We start from the raw sequence: 19,078 nt of genomic DNA on the forward strand, positions 1-19,078 counted from the left end.
CTGCGCGGTTCGGTGGGGCGGAGTCAGGGGTTCACCGGCGGAGCTCTACGAGGTCGAAGACGCGCATCCGGCCAGGTGAGGTCGCCGCGCAGGTCAAGGGGCGACCGGTGGCGACCCACCGTTCGCGCAGCAGCACCGTGCAGGCGGGCTCGGCGAGTTCCACCCGCCAGCCGGTCTCGCCGTCCGGTTCGGCGCCGATCACGCCCAGGGCGTCGACGCCGGTGATCCCGGTGGCCGCCCGTGCGTGGTGCTGCGCGGCCTGCGCCGCGGGCGGAAGTGAGCAGCGGCCCCGCACCCAGCGCGGATCGAGGCGCCCGGCGCGGTAGTCCCCCGCGGCCTCGATCGCGTCCTGCACCGGGACGTTGCCGAGGAGAAAACCGTGGGGCAGCAGGACCAGTGCGGGCGCGAACCGGCAGCCGCCGACGTGGCTGCACTCCCAGGTGCGCCCAGGATCCGACGCCGCGAGCGCCGCCGCCACCGGCCGCCCGCGCACCGCGCAGCAGGTGTCGTGCCTGCCGTGCGCGCACACCAGGTTCAGCGGTTCCTCGTCGGGTTCACCGGGTGCGTGCACGGCGGCGGCGAGTTCGGCGTCCGCGGTGAACTCACCGGTGCGGATCGACTCCTGGCCAGGGCGGGAGTCCACCCGGAACCAGCGGCGCGTCCCGCCACGGGATCCGCGTCCCGGTCTGCGCACGAGGGCCACCCGAGCGCGCTCGGCGGCGGCCCATTCGGACACGGCCGTCACGGCACCGGGATCGATCCCGGACCCGGTCAGCGCGTCGTGACCCCACGGGCCGGGGTGTTCGATCAGGAACCAGCGCTGCGCGGGCGGCGCGGAGCCCTCCAGCGGATCGGCTGCGGCTTGGGCGACGAAGGAGCAGCGCGGCCACGTCGGCGCGGGTCGTTGCGTCACGTCCTGGTGGCCGGTACGAGCACGCCTTCTCGGAGCAGTCGGCGAACCAAGACCACTTGGTCGGCTTCGTCGGCTCCCGGCAGTTCTCCCACGCGGAACGTGGCGCCGCTCAGCAGCGCGCGCAGCGGCGCCGCGACCGCGGCGGGCAGCGAGATCCGACGGTCCGGCAACTCCAGCACCACTTGGCCGTTGTGGTCGAGCAGCCGGTGGTGCAGCCCGGTGCGCCGCCGCACGGCGTCGCCCGCCGCCAGGCCCTCGGCGAACGCGGCACCGGCCACCGGCCGAACCGGTTCGGGCCGCCCTCCGGACCAGACCAGGCCGCGGACGTGACGGGCGACGGCTTCGGCGGGCACGTCCCGCAGCGCGTCGCTCAGCGCCGTGCGCACCGCGTCCAAGTACGGGGCGAGCTGCTCCGGGTCGGCCACGTCGATGCCCAGCGGTAGTGAGGCGCGCAGGTCCTGGTCCTGGCCGCAGAGCGCGGTCAGCGCCTCTGCCAGCGCGAACCGGGTGAGCACGTGCACGCCGATGGTCAGGTGGGCCGAGACGTCGCCGAGCGCCGTCGCGGCGTGCAGCCAGCCGCGCGGCAGGTACATCGCGTCGCCCGGCTCCAGCACGGTGTCGATCGCGGGCGGATCCGCGCGGGCGCGGTCGGCGACGGCGCGGGCGTGGTCGGTCCAGGGCTGATCGCGCAACGGATCGGTGTGCACGGGAGCGTGCACGGTCCAGTGCTTGCGCCCGGCGAGCTGGAGCACGAACACGTCGTGCACGTCGTAGTGGGCGGAGAACCCGCGCGAGGCGGGCGGCGTCACGTATGCGTTGGCCTGCACGGGATGCCCGAGCTCTTCGGCGAGCACCGTGGTGAAGTCGATGACGCCGGAGAAGTTCCGGTGCAGCGCCTGCAGAACCACAGTGGTGCCCTCGGCGAAGAGCGTGGCGACCTTGTCGTCGCGCACTTGGTCGCCGATCTCCGCGCCCACGCCGCCGGGGCCGGTGAACCAGCCGGAGTCGACCACCGCGCCTTCTCGCGCGAGCCGCAGGAACGGCGTGCGCAGCCCGCGACGCGAGAGCAGCTCGTCCACACCGTCGAGGTCGAGCACATCGCGGAAGCCGGCGCTGTCGGCGCCGCGCACCAGCAACGGCGCGCGACCCCAGTACCGGTCGCCGAACCCGTCCACATCGGGTCCGACGACTCGGGCCAGCGCCCCTGGGGGAGCGGCGGTGTCCGCTGATTCGCTGAGCTCAGCGGGCACCGCTGTCCGCTCCGCCGTCGGCGCCGCCATCGTGCTGACCGGGAGTGCCGCGACCGGTACCGGAGTCGGCGGGTCCTTCGGCGCCGCCGTCGGCTCCACCGTCGTGCTGACCGGGAGTGCCTTGCCCCGCGCCTGAATCGGCGGGTCCTTCGGCACCGGAGTCGGCGCCGCCATCGGCTCCACCGTCGTGCTGACCAGGGGTGCCTTGTCCGGCGCCGGAGTCGGCGGGTCCTTCCGGGCCGCCGCTGCCCGAAGTCCTGATGTCCTCGTCCTCGAGTGCCATGAAGCTCCTCCTCGCCTGTTGACCGACCACGGCAATGCTTCATCGAGATACCCCGATCAGCCGCGCGCCATGCCTGGACTCACCCGGCGGGAGGAGCCGCCGGTCAGCCCAGGCCTAGTGCCGGCGCGAGTTCGCGGAGCGCGGGCAGCGGGTCCCCGGAACGGTCGTCGCCGAGGACCTGGATGAGCACGTGATCGGCGCCGCCGTCCAGATGCCGCTGCACCTGCGCCGCGACCACTTCGGCGTCACCCATGGCGACCATGCCTTCGGCCAGCCGGTCCGAGCCTCCGACGATCACGTCACTTTCGTCGAAACCCTGGCGCAGCCAGGAATTCTGGTAGTTCGGCAGCTGCGAGTACATGTGCAGGTGCTCGTGCGCGCGGCGCAGGCCGGTCTCCCGGTCGGTGGTGAGCGCGACGGCTTGTTCGCTGATGACCCACTTGTCCGGCCCGAGTTGCTCGCGGGTGCTCGCGGTCTGCTCGGGAGTCACCAGGTACGGGTGCGCCCCGTCGGCGGCGGTGCCGGAGAGCTCGATCATCTTCGGCCCCAGCGCGGCCAGCAGCCGGGCCGGACGCCGCTCGTTCGGTTCGATCTTGTCCGAGACGGAGTCCATGGTCTTCAGGTAGTCACGCATGGTGCTCAGCGGTTTCGCGTAGGTGCCCGCGTAGCTGCGTTCCACCAGCGGGGCGTGGCTGACGCCCAGCCCGAGCACGAATCGGCCCGGGTGCAGCGCGCCGAGCGTGCGGGTGGCGGCTTCGGTGGCCGGGGCGCTGCGGGCGTGGATGTTGGCGATGCCGGTGCCCATCGCGAGTCGCTCGGTGCCGCCGAGCAGTGCGGCGGCCTGCGTGAAGGTCTCCTTGCCACCGGCCTCGCCGTAGAACAGCGAGGCGTAGCCGAGCTGCTCGATCTCACGCGCGCGGGCGATCACGTCGTTGATCGGCCACAGGTCACTGGTCCACCAGACGCCGACCCGGGAAGTGAAGTTGATTTTGCTCATGCCGCCGAGGCTACCGGCGTCCACCGGAACCTCGCGTGATCAACTCGGGCGCCCGCGCCCCGTCAGAGCAGTGCGGCGGCGATCTCCTGTGCCGTTTCACGCGCCAGCGCACCGAATTCGCCGAAGCGGGACGGCGGCACGCGGTCCTGCGGCCCGCCGACGCTGACGATGGCGATCGGGCGGTGGCCGGCGTCGAGCACCGGTGCGGACACGCCGTTGACGAGGGATTCGAGTTCGCCTGCGCCTTCGCTGTAGCCCTGGGCGCGGATCTCGAAGAGTTCGGTCCGCAGCGCGTCGCGGTCGGTGTGGGTGTTCGCGGTGAATTCCGGCAGTGGTGAATCGAGCAGGGTTTCGACCTCTTTGTCGGGCAGCCACGCGAGGAACGCCTTGCCCGCGGAGGTCGCGTGGATCGGCACGTCCCGTCCCAGCCAGCGGGCGCTGAGCACCGTCGGCGGTGCGACTTCGTCCACATAGGTCAGTCCGAGTCGTTGGGCGACGGCGAGGTTCGCCGTCTCACCGGTGGTGCGGCTGAGCCGTTCCAGCGCGCCGTGGGCGCGGCGGACGAGTCCGTCGACGCCGGCGGTGGCGGCCATCCGGCTGACCGCGAAGCCGATCGTGTAGCGGTTGGTGGCCGGGTTCCGGTCGACCAGCGCGTGGTGCTCCATGGTGGCGAGCAGCCGCCACGCGGTGGCCCGGTTCAGCCCGCAAGCGGTGGCGAGGTCGGCGGCGGAGCGTCCGTCCGGGGAACTGGTGGCGACGGCGTTGAGCAGCGCCACCGCTCGGTCCAGGGACTGCACTCGTCCGCCGGATCGTGCTTGTCCCTGTTCATCCGGGGTTTCCGCCGCTTCCGCGCTCATGGCACCACCCTAGTGGGCTCCTCGGCGTCCTCATGGTCGCCCGTTGTCGACGGCGGAGGCAGTGGCGTCCGTTCCGTCCCGCGTGGCGACGGTGGGTGCGGCTCCTTGACTCGACCCAACGCCCACCCTAGTGTCGCATAGTGCGAACAAGCGACGCACATTGTGAGACATACATGGAACGAGTGGTAACCCCGTACGAAGGCGGCGCGAGCCGGCCCTGGGACGACGCGGAACCGATCCCGGCGCCGCTGCGACTGCACGAGACGAAGGTCAGCCCGCGCTGGGTGGACTACAACGGCCACATGAGCGAGTCCTGCTACCTGCTCGTGTTCGGCGACGACTCCGACGCGTTTTTCCGGTACATCGGCGTCGACGAGCAGTACCGGGAAAGCGGCGGATCGCTCTACACCGTGGAGAGCCACCTCCACCACAAGCGGGAAGTGGCCGAAGGCGAGCCGCTCGCGCTGAGCCTGCGACTGCTCGACCACGACGCCAAGCGAGTGCACCTCTTCCACGAGATGCACCACGCGTCGACGGGACGGCTGCTGGCCACGGCGGAGCAGCTGCTCGTGCACGTCGACACCGAGCAGGGCCGCGCCCGCTCGCTCCCCGAACACCTCAGGCACCGGCTGACCGCCGTCCACCGCGCCCACCGCGACCTTCCGATCCCGGACCAGGTCGGCCGGCCGATGGGCATCCCACGTTGACCGCCGAGGAGTGCAACCGTGGATTTTGAGCTCACCGACGAACAGAAGATCATCGTCGAGACCGTCCGCAAGTTCGTGGAAGTCGAACTCGCCCCGCACGAGGACGAGGTGGAACGCCGCGACGAAGTCCCCGCCGAACTGGCCCGCCGGATCCGCGCGAAGGCCCTCGAATCCGGTCTCTACGCACCGAACATGCCCGCGGAGCTCGGCGGTGGAGGGCTGGACGCCACCAGCCTGACCCTCGTCGAGCGGGAACTCGGCCGCACCGGCTACGCCCTCCAGGCGCTGGTGGCCCGCCCCGGCAACATCCTCCAGGCTTGTGCCGGTGAGCAGCGCGAGCGCTACCTGCTGCCCGCGATCCGCGGCGAACGCCACGACTGCCTCGCGATGACCGAACCCGGCGCGGGTTCCGACGTCCGGTCGATGAGCGCGACTGCGGTGCGCACGGGCGACGAGTACGTGCTCCACGGCACCAAGCACTTCATCAGCCACGCCGACATGGCCGACTTCGTGGTGCTGTTCGCCGCCACCGGCGTCGAGGACACCCCGCGCGGACCGAAGAACCTGATCACCGCTTTCCTGGTCGACCTGGATGCGCCCGGGCTGACCGTGACGCCCGGTTCGGGCTGCGTGTCGCATCGCGGCTACCACCAGAGCGAACTGGCCTTCGCGGACTGCCGCGTCCCGGTGGCCCAGCGCCTGGGCGACGAGGGGCAGGGTTTTGAGCTGATGGGCGAATGGCTGGGCGCCAGCCGCCTCAGCGTCGCCGCCACCAGCGTCGGCAGGGCGCGGCGCGTCCTAAGGATGACCACCGGGTGGGCCGCCGAACGTGAGCAGTTCGGCCGGGCGATCGGGCGTTTCCAAGGTGTTTCCTTCCCGCTCGCGGACATGGCGACGGAACTCGAAGCGGCCGAGCTGCTGACCCTCCGGGCCGCGGCGAAGCTCGACGCGGGCGCCATGACCGATCGGGACGCGGCGATGGCGAAGCTGTTCGCCACCGAAGCGCTGGCCCGCATCACCGACCACGCGGTGCAGATCTTCGGCGGCATGGGACTGATGTCCGAGTTGCCGATCGAACGTTTCTGGCGGGACGCCAGGGTGGAACGGATCTGGGACGGCACCAGCGAAATCCAGCGGCACATCATCTCCCGTTCCCTGCTGCGCCCGTTGGGTTCGTGAGGGTTCGAGCCGGTCGCGCGGAAATCTTTCAGTGCTCCGGCGGACGTCCGGAGTCCCTCGGATGTCGCCCGGTTGATCCACGTGGAGTGATCGAGCGGCATGTTCGCAGCAGGGGTGGGAAATGACAGAAGAGTCCACAATAGACTTACCGAACGATCGCGGCGGTGGGTCGGCCGTCGCCCGGGCGAACGCCGATGTCCATGCGCGGAAAGTGCGGCGGTTGCTGAACCCGCGCCACGTCGCCGTTTACGGCGGTGCGGTGGCCGCCGAGGTGATCGCGCAGAGCCGCGAAATCGGGTTCGAGGGCGGATCTGGCCCGTCAACCCGCGGCGGGACAGCATCGAGGGCATCGCCTGCTACCGCAGTGCCGCGGAGCTGCCGGAAGCTCCCGACGCCGCGTTCGTCGCGGTGCCCAAGTCGGCCGCCGTGGCGGCCGTGGCCGAGCTCGCCGCGCGCGGTGCAGGGGAGTGGTCTGCCATGCGTCGGGTTTCGCCGAGCACAACGCCGCGGGCGCCGAACTGCAACGGTCCTTGGTGGACGCCGCGGGGGACGTGGCGCTGATCGGACCGAACTGCTTCGGCGTGCTCAACTACCTCGACGGCATGGCCTTGTGGCCGGACCAGCACGGCGGGCAGCGGGTGGATCGCGGCGTCGCGATCATCACGCAGAGCGGGACGATCGGCCAGAACCTGACCATGCAGCGCAGGGCGCTGCCGATCGCGCAGCTCGTGACCCTGGGCAACGGTGCGGTCACCGGTGTCCCCGATCTCGTCGAGGCGATGCTCGACGATCCGCGCATCACCGCGATCGGCCTCCATTTGGAGGGAGTGGACGACGTCGCCCGGCTGTCCCGGGCCGGTGTCCTCGCAGCGCGCAAAGGTGTTCCGATCGTGGTGCTGAAGTCGGGAACGTCGGAGGTGGGAGCCCGGACGACGCTCAGCCACACCAGTTCCCTCGCGGGCTCGGACGTGCTGTGCGACGCGCTGTTCCGGCGGCTCGGCATGGCGCGCGTGCAGCAGGTGGGCACCTTCGTGGAGGCGCTGAAGTTCCTGCACGTCAACGGTCCGTTGCGCGGTCGCCGGATCACTTCGGCCAGCGCCTCGGGCGGCGAGGCCGCGCTGGTCGCCGATCTGGCGGAAAGCCACGGTCTCGACCTGCCCGAGTTCCGCGAGGGCACCCGGCGACGGCTGCGCGAGCTGTTGGGTGAACGCGTGTCGATCGCCAACCCGCTCGACTACCACACCTACATCTGGGGTGACCGTGCGAAGCAGGCCGCCTGCTTCGCCGAACTGTTCAGCGGCGACTTCGACTGCCACCTGCTGCTGGCGGACTTCCCGCGCGAAGACCGCTGCGTCGACGGAGCCTGGACGATCGCGATCGACGCGTTCCTCGCGGCGCAGATCTCCCACGGCGGCGCGGGTTGTGTGGTCAGCTCACTGCCGGAGGGATTGCCGGATTCGGTGCGGGAACGATTGCTGGCGGCGGGCGTCGCGCCGATGCAGGGCACCGCCGATTGCCTTGCCGCCATCGCGGCCGCCGCCCGGATCGGGGAGGCGCAACAAGCCGCCGCCTCGCTCGTTCCGCTGCGGGTGCCGAGCCCGCGACGCGGGCGAGAGCGGCGAGTGGACGAGCCCTCGGGAAAACGAGCCCTCGCCGAGTACGGCCTGGCCGTGCCCGACGGCCGCGTGGTCACCGCGGGCGAGGCGCCGGAAGCGGCTGTGGAGCTAGGTTTTCCCGTTGTGGTCAAGGCGGTCGCCGCGAACTTGGCGCACAAGACCGAGGCCGGTGCCGTCCGGCTCGGCCTGACCGGGCCGGAGCAGGTGCGCGACGCCGTCGCGGAGATGGCCGGGCTCAGCGACCGGTTCCTGGTCGAGCGGATGGTCGGCGGTGCGATCGCCGAACTGATCGTCGGGGTGCGCCGCGACGCCCGGTTCGGCTTGGCGTTGACCGTCGGAGCCGGCGGTGTGCTGGTCGAGCTGCTGCGCGATGCGACGACCTCGCTGCTGCCCGTGTCGCACGACCAGATCCGGGATGCGTTGGGGCGCCTGAAGATCTGGCCGTTGCTGTCCGGATTCCGGGGCGAGGGAGCCGATGTCGACTCCGTGGTGTCGGCGATCGCCGCCATCGCCGACTACGCCCGCGAGAACGAGCACCTGCGGGAAATCGACGTGAACCCGCTGCTGGCGCTGCCGCACGGCGCGGTCGCCGTGGACGTGCTGATACTGGAGACGAGGAGTTCAGATGAGTGACCCGGTACGACTCGACGTGGACGGCGGGGTGCTGACGATCACCCTGGATCGGCCGACGGCCAACGCCGTCGACGTGGCCACCAGCAACGCGCTCCACGCGGCCTTCGACCGCCTGCGCCGGGACGACTCGCTGCGCGTCGCCGTGCTCACCGGAGGGGGCGAGCGGTTCTTCTCCGCGGGCTGGGACTTGAAGGCGGCCGCCGCAGGCGAAACCATCGACGCCGACCACGGGCCGGGCGGTTTCGCCGGGTTGACCGAGTTCTTCGAACTGGACAAGCCGGTGATCGCGGCGGTGAACGGGCTGGCGCTGGGCGGCGGCTTCGAACTAGCCCTGGCCGCCGACCTGGTGGTGGCCGCCGACCACGCCGAGTTCGCGCTGACCGAGGTGACGCTGGGCATGGTCCCCGACGCCGGTGGAGTGCTGCGATTGCCGCAACGGCTGCCGCGGGCCGTGGCCGCGGAGTTGTTGCTGACCGGCCGCCGGGTGACCGCAGTCGAAGCCCGGGAATGGGGACTGGTCAACCGCGTCGTCCCGGCGGCGGAGCTGCCCGCTGAAGCAGCCGAACTGGCCGCCCGGATCTGCGCGGCGGCACCACTGGCGATCGCCGCCGTCAAGGAGATCACCCGGCACACCGCCGCGCTGGACCCCGAATCCGGCTATCGCCTGCTGCGCAGCGGAAAGCTGCCGAACTACCAGGCGGCGCTGACCTCCGACGACGCGAAGGAAGGCCCGCGCGCCTTCGCCGAGAAGCGCGAACCGACCTGGAGCGGCCGTTGACCCCTCCCGGTCAGTTCGCGGGGCACCAGCCCAGTGCCGGACCCAGCTTCGTGGCCATGTCGGTGAGGATCTGCACGTAGTCGTCGTGGTCGAAGCTGAACGGCAGCGCGAACGAAACCTCGTCCACCGCGCGGAACCCCGCGTGCGCGGACAGCCGCTCGGCGAGCTCGGCGGAGTCGCCCACCAGGTCGGGGGCGTACATCATCCGGGCCGGTCCGTGCGGAGTTCCGGTGCGCGACGACCGTTCCGCCGCGTACGCGGCGTACTTGGCCCGCTGGGCGGGAGTCGCGCTGTCGGTGGGGATGACCACGAGTCCTTGGGAGACGCGGGCTCGGTGCCCTGCGGGATGGTGGGCGCGGAACTCCTCGATCAGCCCGAGCTGGATCTGCTCGAAGTCCTCGGAACGTTCGGCCTTGACCACGTTGCTGACCAGCAGGTTCAGTCCGCGCCGACCGGCCCATGCCGCCGAGCGCAGGCTGCCACCGCCGTACCAGACACGGTCGGCCAGGCCCGGCGAATGCGGCTGCACCCGGTCGGAGAACACCTCGATGCCTTCGGTACCGCGGAACTCGGTGACCGGTGTCCCGCGCAGGAAGTCGATGAACCGTTCGGCCCGCCCGTAACCGAGGTCCTCCTGATCGGCGGTGTCCGGGTACAGCGCTGAGCGGACCCGTTCGAAGTGCATCGGCGGCCCCGCGCTCACTCCGGGGTTGAGCCGCCCGCCGGAGAGCACGTCGACCGTCGCCAGGTCCTCGGCGAGCCGCAGCGGGTTCTCCCAGCCCAGCGGGATCACCGCGGTGCCCAGGTTGATCCGGCTGGTGCGCTGGGTGAGCGCGGCGAGCACCGCCGTGGGGGAGGAGATGCCGTACTGCAGGTGACGGTGGCGCACCCACGCGGTGTCGAATCCCAGCCGCTCACCCAGCTCGACGATCTCCAGCGTCGACTCGTGGCCGGGACGGGGATCGTCCCCGTCGAACAGGCCGATCGTCAGGAAGCCCAACTTGCGCAGGGGTTTCACCAGCTCGGACACAGTGCCCTCCAGTCCCGTCACTCCGGTCACCGCCGATCAACGCGACCGCGCGCCCCGGTAGTCCCGCGTCGAGCGGCATCTCATCTGTCGGGATGGAGGGTCGTTTCTGAATGGCCTGCGTAGTGGGTAGCTCAGCGGAACCGCAGCGGCTTGCTCGCTGGATCGCTTTCTCATGCATGCCGTGCACAGCGAAATCGCCGTCCTCGCGAGGAAGCCGCTGAGAACCCGCCGGTGGTCATCTTGCTCAAGCCGGTCACCGGTCATCGGCTTCGCCGCTGAGGAGACGACTGAGCAGGATCAAAACATCATGCTGCAAAACCTCTACCGCGACATCGGGTGCACGGGAAGCCTCCGAGCCGATCCGCCGGTCGGTGTGAGCTGGGAATCCCGCGTCGTGAGACGCATTGGCGGGCAGCGGTTCGACCCATATGGTTCGGCTCGTGCGTGATCTGCTCCTGTGGTCCCGGCGTGAGGTCGACCTCGCGTTCTCCGCCAGCGCGCGGTGTCGAAGCTGATCGACCCCCGCGCCGTTCGAGCCTGAACGCGGACCGGCGGCGCACGCACGCGCCCGGCCGGACACCGGAATCCATTCGTACCGTGCATCGGTTCCTTTCCGCCTGACGGCGAAGAAATCGGATGGCGATCCCGGCTGTCTCCGTTCGGCTCCTCCGCGTGGGGAACCTCGTTCAGGCTTTCCGGCTCGCCGTTCGCGAGCACGATCCGACAGGAGCCCCAGCCCGTGTCCACCCTCTCCACCGGTGAACAACGCCCCGTGCTCATCCGCTCGGCCCAGGACGTCACGAACCTGGTCAATTCGGGGGCCGCGCGCGGCAGTCACGCGAAGATGGTCGTGCTGCTGGCGCTCGGCGGAATCTTCCTCGACGCCTACGACCTCACCTCGCTGGCCTACGGCATCACCGACATCAAGAACGAGTTCGGCCTGACCGCCACGGGTGCGGGAGCGGTGACGGCCTCCATCGCGGTGGGGGCGGTGTTCGGCGCCTGGTTCGGCGGGTTCCTCACCGACCGGCTCGGACGTTATCGCGTGTTCATGGCGGACATGCTGTTCTTCGTCATCTCCGCGATCGGCTGCGCGCTGGCGCCGAACGTGGAAGTCCTGGTGTTCTTCCGGTTCCTGATGGGCTTCGGGGTCGGGATGGACATCCCGGTCGCGATGGCGTTCCTCGCCGAGTTCTCCCGCCTGCGCGGCAAAGGCGGCAAGGGCGCGCGCACGGCAGGCTGGTCACCGGCCTGGTACGTGGCGACGAGCGTCGGCTACCTCGTGATCCTCGGGTTGTACTTCGTCCTGCCCGAAGATCAGCACGGGTTGCTGTGGCGGTTCTCCGTCGGTTTCGGTGCGGTGCCCGCGATCGTGATCCTGCTGGTGCGCAACAAGTACATGAGCGAGTCGGCGTCCTGGGCGGCGAGTCAAGGGGATCTGCATCGGGCGGCCGACATCCTGACCCAGACCTACGGTGTGCCCGCGGTCGTCGCCGACGACGCGCCTGCGGCGGTGCGTTCGCGGCCGAACTGGCTGCGGGACTTCCTGCGGTTGTTCTCCGGACGCTACCGAGCCCGCACGGTGCAGGCGCTGGTGATCGCGGTCGCCCAGACCTTCGGCTACAACGCCGTCGCCTACGGACTGCCGGTGATCATCGGCAGCCTGCTGGCGCAGGGCGAACTCACCACGATCAGCGCTTCGCTCGTGCTCAACCTCGTTTTCGCGGTGACGGGCGGCTTCCTCGGCATCCGGCTGGCGGGCCGGATCGGCGCATGGCGGCCTGCGCTGGTCGGTTTCGCGATCCAGCTCGGTGCGCTCATCGTGCTGGCGATCATCGGCGAACCGTCGAGCACGGCGTTCGTGCTGTCCGCGGTCGTCGCGCTCGGGGCGTTCATGTTCGCCCAAGCCGCCGGTCCCGGCGCGCAGTACATGAACTTCGCCTCGCTCGGCTACCCGACGGCGCTGCGCGGTACCGGCCTGGGCTTCAACCAGGGCACGACGCGGCTCGGCGCCACGGTCGCGCTGTTCCTGTTCCCGGTGCTCAGCACCGCGCTGGGCACGGCGGTGTTCTGGGTGATCGCAATCGCGCCACTGGCCGGCCTGCTCGCGGTGCTGGCGCAGCGCTGGGAACCGACGATCCACGACGCCGACGCGGAGGCGGCGGACCGGTGATCGAACTCCGTCCGGGCGGACGACGCGTGATGCAGCCATGTCGCTCCTGAAGCACCTCCCGTAGCAGCAAGGAAAAGCGGCTTTCGGCACCACCGAACATCAGTTTCCGCACGGAGGGCGTCATGACCACTGCTGATCGACAACTGCACCTCGGCGTGAACATGTACAACGCCGGAATACACGTCAGCGCTTGGCGCAAGCAAGAAGATCCGTTCTCCTACCTCGACGTCGACTTCTACCGGGACATCGCGCGCATCGCGGAGCGGGGCACGCTGGACGCGGTCTTCCTCGCCGACATACCCGGTTTGCGGGAGGATGCGCGGGCACGCCCGACGCTCGGCCTGGAACCGACCGTGCTGCTGACCGGGGTGGCGGCGGCCACCGAACGGATCGGGCTGGTCGCCACTGCTTCCACGACGTTCAACGACCCGTACAACATCGCCCGCAGGTTCTCCACCCTGGACCACGTCAGCCGTGGCCGGGCGGCCTGGAACGCGGTCACCACGTACGACCCGACGGTGGCGCCCAACTTCGGGCTGCCCGAACTCCCGGAGCACCACGACCGCTACGGACGAGCCGAGGAGTTCGTCGATGTGGTGCGGAAGCTGTGGGACTCGTGGGAGGACGGCGCACTCGTCGGCGACCAGGCGGGTGATCTGGCCGACCCCGACCGCATCCACGCCGTCGAGCACCGAGGCGAGCACTTCTCGGTGCGCGGCCCGCTGCCGCTTCCGCGCTCGCCGCAGGGACGACCGGTACTGGTCCAGGCGGGCGGTTCCGAGCACGGCAAACGACTCGCCGCGCGGACCGCCGACGCGGTGTTCGCCGCGCAGACCACCTTCGACGAGGGCAGGCGGTTCTACGCGGAGATGAAGCAGCGCGCCCGGGACTTCGGCCGAAACCCCGACGCGCTGAAGATCCTGCCCGGCCTGTGCACGGTCATCGCCGCCACCGAAGCCGAGGCCAAGGCCCGCAAGGCCGAACTGGACGAGCTCGGCGGGCAGCAGTGGGCGATCGGCAAGCTCGCCGCCAACCTCGGCGTCCCGGTCGATCAGCTCGAGCTGGACGCACCGGTACCGGAACACCTGCTGCGCGGGCTCGACGAGAAGCCGGGCTCACGCGGTTTCGCCAAGGCGGTGGCCGACTACGCCCGCGCGGACGGGTTGACCGTCCGGGAACTCGCCCTGCTCGGCGGCGGCGGGCACCGGTACGCGATCGGCACCCCGGAGCAGATCGCCGACACCATCGAGCACTGGTTCCGCAACGGCGCCGCGGACGGGTTCAACCTCATGCCCGATGTGCTGCCGTCCGGGTTGGAGACCTTCGTCGATCACGTCGTGCCCGAGCTGCGCAGGAGAGGCCTCTTCCGCACCGAGTACACCGGTACGACCCTGCGCGAGCACCTCGGGCTGAGCAGGCCGCCCAGCCGCTACGAAACCGAAACCCCGCACTCGTCCTCAGCGAGCTGAGCGTTTCTCCCGCTGTACCAACACAGTCGCAGCATCATCGAAAGGGAGTCGCCGTGACCGACACCGCGATCTCAACGTCCCGCCCCACCGACGAGGATCTGCTGGAGCTGTTCCGCCCGCTGTTCGGGCGCATCGCCGAGCGCGCCACCGATCGCGAACAGAATCGGCGGCTGCTGCACGACGAAGTGCGCGCGTTGCGCGACGCGGGATTCGGTGCGATCCGGCTGGCACCGGAGCACGGCGGCCTCGGCGTGGACGTCCGGCAACTTTTCCTGCTGCTGATCGAACTCGCCGCGGCGGAATCCAACCTGCCGCAGGCGCTGCGGGTGCACTTCAGCTTCACCGAAGAGGTCCTCGCCGAGCCGGACTCCGCTCATCGGCGGGAGTGGCTGAGCCGGATCGGCTCGGGTGCGCTGCTCGGCGCCGCCACGTCCGAACGCGCGAACGAGCGCGGCACCGTGTCGACCGAGGTGCGCGCGGTCGACGGCAGGTTGCTGCTCAACGGCACCAAGTTCTACAGCACCGGCACCCTCTACGCGGACTACATCTCCACATTCGCCGCGAACGAAGACGGCGAGCACGTCCGGCTGGTCGTGCCCGCCGACGCGCCGGGAGTGGTGCGGCAGGACGACTGGCGCGGCTTCGGTCAACGACTCACCGCCAGCGGCACGACCCGCTTCGACGATGTCGAAGTCGACCCCGCCGAAATCCGCCGCGGTCCTCGGCCGGACGATGCGACGTCACGACACGGCTTCCTGCAGCTGGTCCAGCTCGCGGGCTTGGCCGGCATCGCGCACCGCGCGTCGTCCGACGCCGCGGAATACGTGCGCCGCAGGCGACGCACCTTCAACCAGGGCAACGCCGACCTCGTCCGCCACGACCCCTTGGTCCAGCAGGTCGTGGGCCGTGTCGACAGCGCAGCGCACGCCGCCCGCGCCATCGTGCTGGCCGCCGCCGCGGAACTGGAGGCCGCCGCCGCGCGCCCGCACGACCGGGAACTGGCGGCGGCCGCCGACGTCGCCGCCTACCGCGCGCAAGTGACCGTGAGCGAACTCGTGCTGGGCGCGACCTCCGCCCTGTTCGACGTGGGCGGCGCCTCCATCGTCGACGAGGACCTGCGGCTGGACCGGCACTGGCGCAACGCCCGCACCCTCACCGTGCACAACCCGGTGATCTACAAGCAACGCATGGTCGGTGATCACGTCCTCAACGGTGCTCGTCCCAGGATCGACCCTTCGGTCGGCACGGCCCGATCCGCGGTGTCCGAGGCGGAGTAGACCAGCAGATGCGGGCGTGGGCGGTCGGGCGACCGCCCGCCGGTGCTGTGGCATGATTCGGCCACCATGCACGAACTTCTGCGCGACGACCCGGTGATCGCGAGCGTCAAGGACGAGGCGGGACTGCACGACGTCCTGCGGTCGGACCGCTCGGTCGTGTTCCTGCTCTGCGGGACGATCCTCACGCTTCCGGGCCTGGTCGAGGAGCTGAAGCGGGCGGGCAAGACGGTACTGGTCAACGTCGACCTGGTGGAGGGCCTCGTCGGCAAGGAGATCGCCGTCCGCTTCCTGAAGGAGAACACTCGAGCCGACGGCCTGCTCAGCTCCAAGGCGATGCTGGTCAAGGCGGCGCGGAGTCAAGGACTGCACGCGGTGCATCGCTTCTTCCTGGTCGACTCGTTCTCGTACCACAACCTCGCCAAGCAGATCGAGCTGTCCAAGCCCGACTTCGTGGAGATCCTCCCGGGATGCGTACCCCGGGTGATCAGCTGGCTGCGCGCCGACATCGACGTGCCGATCATCGCCGGTGGCCTGGTGTGCGACAAGGAAGACGTCGTCGCCGCCCTGGGAGCGGGGGCGGCGGCGATCGCCTCCTCCAACACCGACGTCTGGTCGATGTGAGCCGCTGACGAGGCAGCGGACCGCCGGGTGCTTCGGTGGTCAACGTTCCCGAACTTCACCGGGCCGCCCATATGTTCGGAACGGACGTAAGCGGTGCGGACCCGAGTTCGGCTCAACTTCTCGTGAACTCGTTGCTGAAGGTGACGTGGACGACGGCAACGCGGTGGCCCAGCGCTCAAGTCCAACAGATCCGACTCGCTTCCGACGAACCGAGTCCCGGAGTGTTCGCTCTCAACCCTGGTGAGCCGTCGGGCAGGGCCGCAGAGCCGAGTGGAGTCACCCTCCAGTAGGAACCCCTCAGCCGAAGATGCTCGCGGAGCGGCGGAAGATTTCGTCGGTGTGGCGGGTGATGTCCCGATGGACCTCGCGTTGGCGCGCGTACAGCTGCTGGTTGGCGGGCGTGGGCCGGAACTCGGCGTTGATGGAGACCATCGCGCGGGTCGCCTCGTCCACGTCGGAGAACCGGCCGAGTCCGACCCCGGCGATCAGCGCGGCACCGAGTCCCGCCGCGTTGTTCACCGCGGGCCGCCCGGCGGCGGTGCCGAACACGTCCGCGACGATGCCCATCATCACTTCGGATCCCGCGCCACCGCCGGAGACCAGCACCCGTTCGAAGTCGGTGCCGAGTTCGCCTGCCATCGCCGTGGCGTGCTCGTGCATCGTCAGCGCGATGGCTTCGAGCACCGCGCGATAGAGGTGGAACCGGCCTTGGCGGCCGTCGAAGCCGAGGAACGCGCCCTTGCGGTAGGGGGCGTCGACCGGGGCGAGCCAGTCCAGCACCGCCATCAGACCGTCACAGCCGGGCGGGACCCGGGACGCCTCGGCGTCCAGATATTCCTCAACGCCGAGCCCGGCTTCCCGAGCCCGTCCGGTCACCTCTTCGCCGAGCAGGTCCCGCAGCCAGCTCACCGTCCACATGCCGCGCCGGATTCCGCCGCTCTCGTAGAGGTAGCGGTGCGGTTCGCAGGCGAAGTTCGTCCAGAACCGGTCCGCTCCGGTGATGTTGCGTTCGCCGGTCGTCATGCTCGTGATGTAGGTGCCCAGCGAGATCAGCAGCGTGTCCGGGTCGCGCAGGCCGCACCCCAATGCTTCCACGGCCTTGTCGTTCGCGGTGGCCACCACCGGCAGCCCGCCGGGCAGGCCGGTGTGCTCGGCGGCGGCCGGAGTGAGCCTGCCCAGCGTCTCGCCCGGCATGACGAGCTCGAACAGCATGTCCGGCGGCAGTCCGGTCTCCCGATGCGCCGCCGGGTCCTGGGACCACTGCCAGGTGTCGGTGTTGATCGGCCACACGCCCTGGTAATTCGCGGCCGTGTCGCGGAACTCCCCGGTCAGCCGGTGCGTGAGGTAGCCGGAGGACGTGGTCACGTACGCCACCGAGTCGTCCTCGTGCTCGTAGGGCCGGGAAACCCGTTCGTCCATCCAGCTCAGCACCGGCCGCGCGAGGCTCCCGTCGGCGCGCAGCAGCGCGCGGCAGAACCGGATGGTGCACAGCCCGACACCCGCGATGTCCCGAGGGTCGCCGGGGAAACCGGCCATCGCCGTGCGGCAGGCGGCCCCGATGGAGGACCACAGGTCGTCGTCGGGATGTTCGACCACACCTGGCCGTGGCGTGCTGCTGGGCCGCAGCGCCTGACGACCGTGGCTGACCACGGCGCCGCGCTCGTCGAAGATCGTGACCTTGGTGCTCTGCGAACCGTTGTCGATTCCGACCAGGTAGCGCGTCATCGTCTCGTTCCGTGCTGGGGGAGGGGACGGGCGGCGGGCCGCGCCGTTGCGGCCGCGCCGGTAGCGGGTTCGGGCGGGATGATCCGTGGATCCTCCAACGGAGTCCTCAGTCCGGGAAGATCGTGCCGCGGTTCATGATCCCGTTCGGGTCGAAGGATTCCTTGAGGCGCACCAACATCCGGTAAGCACTGCCGTGCTCCTGTTCGGTCCACTGTGCACGGTACTTGCCGATTCCGTGGTGGTGCACCATGGATCCGCCGTGTCGCAACGCCTCCTCGACGATGATCGCGTTCAGCGGCCGGTGGTACTGCTCGATCTCCTCGCGGGGTTCGCAGTTGATCCGGTAGTCGTAGACGAAATACATGTTCGTGCCGGTCTGGTAGCTGTGCGAAGAGTGCCCGCCGAGCATCGTCAGATCCTCGAACCGCGGGAACTCGGTGCGGATCCGGTGCATGACGCTGTCGTAGATGGCGCCGATGCTCGACCAGTTCGCCGAGATCTCGGTGGTGTAGCCGAGGCGGTGTTCGGTGAGCATCGCCTGCTGCTCGGCGCGGATCTTGTCGGTGCCCCAGTTCAGGTTCTCGAACCAGGACTCGATCAGCGCGGGATCCACCGGCGTGTTCGAGTGTTCGGCGACGACGCGTTCGATCTCGGCGCTGGTGGCCTCGACGATGCCCGCGGGGCCTTCGGCCACGAACACCAGCACGCAGCGGCCGTCGTTGAAGTGCGCGAAGTGCTGGTCGGCGTCCTGTTCGGAGTAGACCCGCGCCACCGACGGGCGGAACCCGTTCGTCACGACCTCCCGCAGGATCGAGATCCCGGTGTGCACGTCGTCGAGCAGGTATCCGTGGAAGCGGTTGTTCTCGGGCTGGTGCTTGAACAATTTCACCGTCACCTCGGTGACGAAGCACAGCGCGCCTTCGTTGCCGATCACGATGCTGCGGATGTCGGGGCCCGCCGCCCGGCGCGGCACGTTCTTGATCCGGCTGGTGCTGCCGTCCGGGAACACGGCCTCCAGCCCGACCACCATGTCCTCGATGCCGCCGTAGAGGGTGGAGAACTGCCCGATCGACCTGGTGGCCACCAGCCCGCCCATCTGAGCCAGCGGCTTGGACTGCGGCGAGTGCCCGGTGGTGAGGCCGTGTTCGCGCGCCGCGTCCTCCAAGACCTGCAGAGGAACGCCGCACTGGGCGGTCACCTGCATGTTCTGCGGGTCGATGTGCAGGATCTCGTCCATGTCCGAGCCGTCGAGCACGATCGTGTTCTCGACGTTCGTCTCCAGTCCGCCCTCGGTGCCGGTCCGGCCGGTGCGCGGCACCACGTTGATCCGGTGCTCATCGGCGAACGCGAGCACCGCGGCGACCTGCGCGGTGTCGGCCGCGCGCACGATCGCCCAGGGAAGCGGACCGTCGAAGATGCCGTGCACCGCGGTGTACTTCTTGAAGCGGTCCACGCTGGCTTCGCGCAGCTCCTGCTCGTCGGTCACCACGCGCTGCGGGCCTGCGATCTCGCGCAGCCGGTCGACGAGACGTTCGGATGTTGCGGTCAAGGGTTCTCTCCGTTCCGGTTC

The 19,078-nt window shown here is 70.0% G+C and carries 17 protein-coding genes; 9 read left to right on the forward strand and 8 right to left on the reverse strand.

Translation table 11 applies throughout. The annotated features are described in order from the left end of the window. Positions 1 to 31: 31 nt before the first annotated feature. From H2Q94_RS11875 to H2Q94_RS11895, 5 genes are all read right to left on the reverse strand, one after another. Positions 32 to 913, reverse strand: a complete 882-nt coding sequence (locus H2Q94_RS11875) for a sucrase ferredoxin (RefSeq protein WP_243794656.1) — start codon at positions 911 to 913, stop codon at positions 32 to 34. After that, the gene (locus H2Q94_RS11880; protein WP_243794657.1) at positions 910 to 2,193 is read right to left on the reverse strand and encodes a cupin domain-containing protein; all 1,284 of its coding nucleotides are present in this window, start codon (positions 2,191 to 2,193) and stop codon (positions 910 to 912) included. The genes H2Q94_RS11875 and H2Q94_RS11880 overlap by 4 nt, the downstream gene beginning before the upstream one ends. Next, entirely contained in the window at positions 2,153 to 2,446 is a 294-nt protein-coding gene (locus tag H2Q94_RS11885) for a hypothetical protein (RefSeq protein WP_243794658.1), read from the reverse strand. Before H2Q94_RS11885 ends, H2Q94_RS11880 begins: the two co-directional genes overlap by 41 nt. Positions 2,447 to 2,549: 103 nt before the next feature. Continuing rightward, complete coding sequence (locus H2Q94_RS11890) at positions 2,550 to 3,443, reverse strand: LLM class F420-dependent oxidoreductase (RefSeq protein ID WP_243794659.1); 894 nt, start codon at positions 3,441 to 3,443, stop codon at positions 2,550 to 2,552. A 62-nt stretch (positions 3,444 to 3,505) separates the two neighbouring features. Then, a complete protein-coding gene (locus H2Q94_RS11895; protein ID WP_243794660.1) occupies positions 3,506 to 4,300 on the reverse strand; it encodes an IclR family transcriptional regulator in 795 nt (264 codons plus the stop codon). Positions 4,301 to 4,473: 173 nt separating this feature from the next. On the opposite strand from H2Q94_RS11895, the gene H2Q94_RS11900 reads away from it, so the two are divergent. The 5 genes from H2Q94_RS11900 (at position 4,474) to H2Q94_RS11920 (ending at position 9,213) form a co-directional block, all read left to right on the forward strand. Continuing rightward, positions 4,474 to 5,007, forward strand: coding sequence for a thioesterase family protein (locus H2Q94_RS11900; protein WP_243794662.1), 534 nt, complete (start codon positions 4,474 to 4,476; stop codon positions 5,005 to 5,007). 18 nt (positions 5,008 to 5,025) lie between these two features. Next, positions 5,026 to 6,186, forward strand: coding sequence for an acyl-CoA dehydrogenase family protein (locus tag H2Q94_RS11905; RefSeq protein ID WP_243794664.1), 1,161 nt, complete (start codon positions 5,026 to 5,028; stop codon positions 6,184 to 6,186). A gap of 99 nt (positions 6,187 to 6,285) precedes the next feature. Further along, positions 6,286 to 6,747 (forward strand): CoA-binding protein, encoded by a 462-nt coding sequence (locus H2Q94_RS11910; RefSeq protein WP_243794665.1) that lies wholly within the window; start codon positions 6,286 to 6,288, stop codon positions 6,745 to 6,747. Beyond that, a complete protein-coding gene (locus tag H2Q94_RS11915; RefSeq protein ID WP_243794666.1) occupies positions 6,654 to 8,435 on the forward strand; it encodes an acetate--CoA ligase family protein in 1,782 nt (593 codons plus the stop codon). Before H2Q94_RS11910 ends, H2Q94_RS11915 begins: the two co-directional genes overlap by 94 nt. After that, positions 8,428 to 9,213, forward strand: coding sequence for an enoyl-CoA hydratase-related protein (locus tag H2Q94_RS11920; RefSeq protein ID WP_243794667.1), 786 nt, complete (start codon positions 8,428 to 8,430; stop codon positions 9,211 to 9,213). Before H2Q94_RS11915 ends, H2Q94_RS11920 begins: the two co-directional genes overlap by 8 nt. Positions 9,214 to 9,223: 10 nt before the next feature. On the opposite strand, the gene H2Q94_RS11925 is transcribed toward H2Q94_RS11920, so the two are convergent. Further along, the gene (locus H2Q94_RS11925) at positions 9,224 to 10,264 is read right to left on the reverse strand and encodes an LLM class flavin-dependent oxidoreductase (protein WP_397545454.1); all 1,041 of its coding nucleotides are present in this window, start codon (positions 10,262 to 10,264) and stop codon (positions 9,224 to 9,226) included. A 718-nt stretch (positions 10,265 to 10,982) separates the two neighbouring features. On the opposite strand from H2Q94_RS11925, the gene H2Q94_RS11930 reads away from it, so the two are divergent. From H2Q94_RS11930 to H2Q94_RS11945, 4 genes are all read left to right on the forward strand, one after another. Then, positions 10,983 to 12,416, forward strand: coding sequence for an MFS transporter (locus H2Q94_RS11930; protein ID WP_243794668.1), 1,434 nt, complete (start codon positions 10,983 to 10,985; stop codon positions 12,414 to 12,416). Positions 12,417 to 12,538: 122 nt separating this feature from the next. Then, a complete protein-coding gene (locus H2Q94_RS11935; RefSeq protein ID WP_243794669.1) occupies positions 12,539 to 13,885 on the forward strand; it encodes an LLM class flavin-dependent oxidoreductase in 1,347 nt (448 codons plus the stop codon). 53 nt (positions 13,886 to 13,938) lie between these two features. After that, positions 13,939 to 15,162, forward strand: coding sequence for an acyl-CoA dehydrogenase family protein (locus H2Q94_RS11940; protein WP_243794671.1), 1,224 nt, complete (start codon positions 13,939 to 13,941; stop codon positions 15,160 to 15,162). A 66-nt stretch (positions 15,163 to 15,228) separates the two neighbouring features. Beyond that, on the forward strand, positions 15,229 to 15,783 hold the full coding sequence (locus tag H2Q94_RS11945; protein WP_243794673.1) for a glycerol-3-phosphate responsive antiterminator: 555 nt from the start codon (positions 15,229 to 15,231) through the stop codon (positions 15,781 to 15,783). Positions 15,784 to 16,080: 297 nt separating this feature from the next. Here the strand turns inward: H2Q94_RS11945 and H2Q94_RS11950 are convergent, their stop codons facing one another. Then, positions 16,081 to 17,508 (reverse strand): FGGY-family carbohydrate kinase, encoded by a 1,428-nt coding sequence (locus H2Q94_RS11950; protein ID WP_243794676.1) that lies wholly within the window; start codon positions 17,506 to 17,508, stop codon positions 16,081 to 16,083. Positions 17,509 to 17,614: 106 nt separating this feature from the next. Further along, complete coding sequence (locus H2Q94_RS11955; RefSeq protein WP_243794679.1) at positions 17,615 to 19,057, reverse strand: FAD-binding oxidoreductase; 1,443 nt, start codon at positions 19,055 to 19,057, stop codon at positions 17,615 to 17,617. Between the last annotated feature and the right edge of the window lie 21 nt (positions 19,058 to 19,078).

It is taken from the genome of Saccharopolyspora gloriosae (assembly GCF_022828475.1).
Lineage (GTDB): Bacteria > Actinomycetota > Actinomycetes > Mycobacteriales > Pseudonocardiaceae > Saccharopolyspora_C > Saccharopolyspora_C gloriosae_A.

Bases quoted from the DNA above. Each gene is read 5' to 3' on its own strand.
- H2Q94_RS11895 (WP_243794660.1), bottom strand. From the start codon at position 4,300: ATGAGCGCGGAAGCGGCGGAAACCCCGGATGAACAGGGACAAGCACGA.
- H2Q94_RS11945 (WP_243794673.1), top strand. From the start codon at position 15,229: ATGCACGAACTTCTGCGCGACGACCCGGTGATCGCGAGCGTCAAGGAC.
- H2Q94_RS11950 (WP_243794676.1), bottom strand. From the start codon at position 17,508: ATGACGCGCTACCTGGTCGGAATCGACAACGGTTCGCAGAGCACCAAG.
- H2Q94_RS11890 (WP_243794659.1), bottom strand. From the start codon at position 3,443: ATGAGCAAAATCAACTTCACTTCCCGGGTCGGCGTCTGGTGGACCAGT.
- H2Q94_RS11920 (WP_243794667.1), top strand. From the start codon at position 8,428: ATGAGTGACCCGGTACGACTCGACGTGGACGGCGGGGTGCTGACGATC.
- H2Q94_RS11880 (WP_243794657.1), bottom strand. From the start codon at position 2,193: ATGGCGGCGCCGACGGCGGAGCGGACAGCGGTGCCCGCTGAGCTCAGC.
- H2Q94_RS11900 (WP_243794662.1), top strand. From the start codon at position 4,474: ATGGAACGAGTGGTAACCCCGTACGAAGGCGGCGCGAGCCGGCCCTGG.
- H2Q94_RS11885 (WP_243794658.1), bottom strand. From the start codon at position 2,446: ATGGCACTCGAGGACGAGGACATCAGGACTTCGGGCAGCGGCGGCCCG.
- H2Q94_RS11910 (WP_243794665.1), top strand. From the start codon at position 6,286: ATGTTCGCAGCAGGGGTGGGAAATGACAGAAGAGTCCACAATAGACTT.
- H2Q94_RS11935 (WP_243794669.1), top strand. From the start codon at position 12,539: ATGACCACTGCTGATCGACAACTGCACCTCGGCGTGAACATGTACAAC.